Consider the following 2,086-nt stretch of genomic DNA (forward strand, 5'->3'; position numbering starts at 1 on the left):
CTCAAATAAATAAACCCACATTTTTCAATAACTTTATTTGTTGCTACATTGTTAATTAAAGCAATTGCGTTAAGGACATTTAAATTTGTTTCTTTAAACAAATAGTCAATTAAACCTTTAGTCGCTTTTGTAGCATAGCCATGATTTTGATATTCATTTGAGATAGCATACATTATCTCTCTGTTTGGTGAAGGGAGTTCTTCTTTCATACCTGTGCAGCACCATCCAATGAGTTCATTTGTAGCTTTCTTAAATATTCCTAGCTTTAACGTATGATTATCTATGTTATTCGTAGTTTTCACTGCATCAAGAAATGCTTTGTTTGCTGGTATTTCATAATCTGCAATCCAATCCACCCTTTGTTCTTTCGTTGATTTCCAGTCTGGTAAAAATTTTGCTATTTCCGGTTGATTTGCTATTTTATAAATACTCTCTGCATCTTTGACCGTAAATTCTTGCAAGTATATATCTCCACAATCTATTTTAAATAACTTAGTGAATCTCTCTTCTCCCATGTTAATCCCCCTTACTTACGTTATAGCTCTTTAATCTGCTTCGTAAGTTCCATAAACCGTTCATCCAGTGCTTTATATTCTTTGTCTTTAGAAGTTAAAAAGCTTAATTTCCCTAATACTTCTTGTCTCTCTGTTTCTAACGTTAAACGTAGCTCTTCAATATCATCTCTTGTTTTAGTAGGTTCTTCTAGCTGCTTTTGTATCGTATTGTTTGAAAACACGAGTTTTGTGTTAGTTGTTTTCTCCAGAAAATATCGATCGTGAGATACAATTACTAATGTTCCGTTATACTCAGCTAATGTATTTTCAAGTTGTTCACGTGAAGGTAGATCCAAGTGATTCGTCGGTTCGTCTAAAATGAGTACATCTTTTTCATCTAAAATATAAGCCATTAGCTTACATTTTACTCTTTCTCCCATACTCATATGCTCAATCGGCTCTTTCCATTGAGACGCTTGGAATCCTAAATGTTTCATTAAATTTTGGACTTTTCCTCTTTCTTCAAACGTCTCTTTAAAAAATAAATTTTCTGGTGTTTTATCAAGCGGTAAATCAAAAACTTCTTGTGTTAAATAGCCGATGTTTGCAGATGGTGAAATCCATATTTCTCCTTCAGCAGTTTCCGTTCCCATAATCATCTTCAGTAATGTTGTTTTCCCACTACCGTTTGGTCCAACAATCGCAACTTTCTCACCGTGCTGAATTGTAAAATTAACGTTTTCAAATAATACTTTCCCATGAAAGTCTTTTTTTAATTGCTTCACTTCTAAAAAGCGTTTTCCTACTTTTTTGTTCGCTTGAATAGAAAACTCAACTGAATACTCTTCTTTCACACGTTCTACTTTCGTTTTCTCCAGCTCTTTTTCGAGTCGTTTTCGTTTTGACTTCACTTGTGCATCCATTCGCTTCGCTTTTACACGATAGAATTCTTTCACACCTTCTTGTTTTGTAGACTGCGCGTGTGCCTTTTGTGACCATGAACTCAATTCTTTTATATGTGTTTCTACTTGTTCTATCTTTTTTTGCTGCTTTTCATATTCACGCTGCTGCGTCTTTCTTTTATGCTCACGTGCTTTCATGTAGCTCGTATAATTACCACTATGCTCAATTAATTTTTTGTCCTCAATTGACCATATTTTTGTTGCGACAACATCTAAAAAATATCGATCATGTGATACAACGATAACTGTACCTTTCATGTTTTTTATTTGTTTAATGAGAAATCCCGTACTGATCTCATCTAAATGATTTGTCGGTTCGTCTAATATTAAGACATTAGGATTTTCAGCAAATCCTTTTGCTAATCGAATTTTCAGCTTTTCACCACCACTTAAAGTATGAAAATCGTTCGTTGGCACGCCCCATTTCGCAAGAAGTTCTGCTTCTTTTGCAATTACATCATTACTAATAAAAGATTCTATTTCTTGCTCAACATATGCGGTTGTCATATTCATTTGCTGCCATTCAACAATCCCTTTTGAAGGCTCAATCTTTCCATTTATTAATTGAAGTAACGTTGATTTACCAGCACCGTTTTTACCAATTAATCCGATAACATCCCCTTGTTTTAC

2 protein-coding genes are annotated in these 2,086 nt (G+C 34.0%); both read right to left on the minus strand.

The window, feature by feature from the left end; all coding sequences use genetic code 11:
- Positions 1-515, minus strand: a 515-nt coding sequence (locus tag ACQGS6_RS27195; protein WP_426965925.1) for a GNAT family N-acetyltransferase, incomplete at its 3' end; no start/stop codon positions are given.
- Between the two features lie 20 nt (positions 516-535).
- A partial coding sequence (gene abc-f / locus ACQGS6_RS27200; protein WP_426965926.1) for a ribosomal protection-like ABC-F family protein occupies positions 536-2,086 on the minus strand: 1,551 nt, incomplete at its 5' end.

It is taken from the genome of Bacillus sp. GMs2/2 (assembly GCF_050172095.1).
Classification (GTDB): Bacteria; Bacillota; Bacilli; order Bacillales; family Bacillaceae_G; genus Bacillus_A; species Bacillus_A cereus.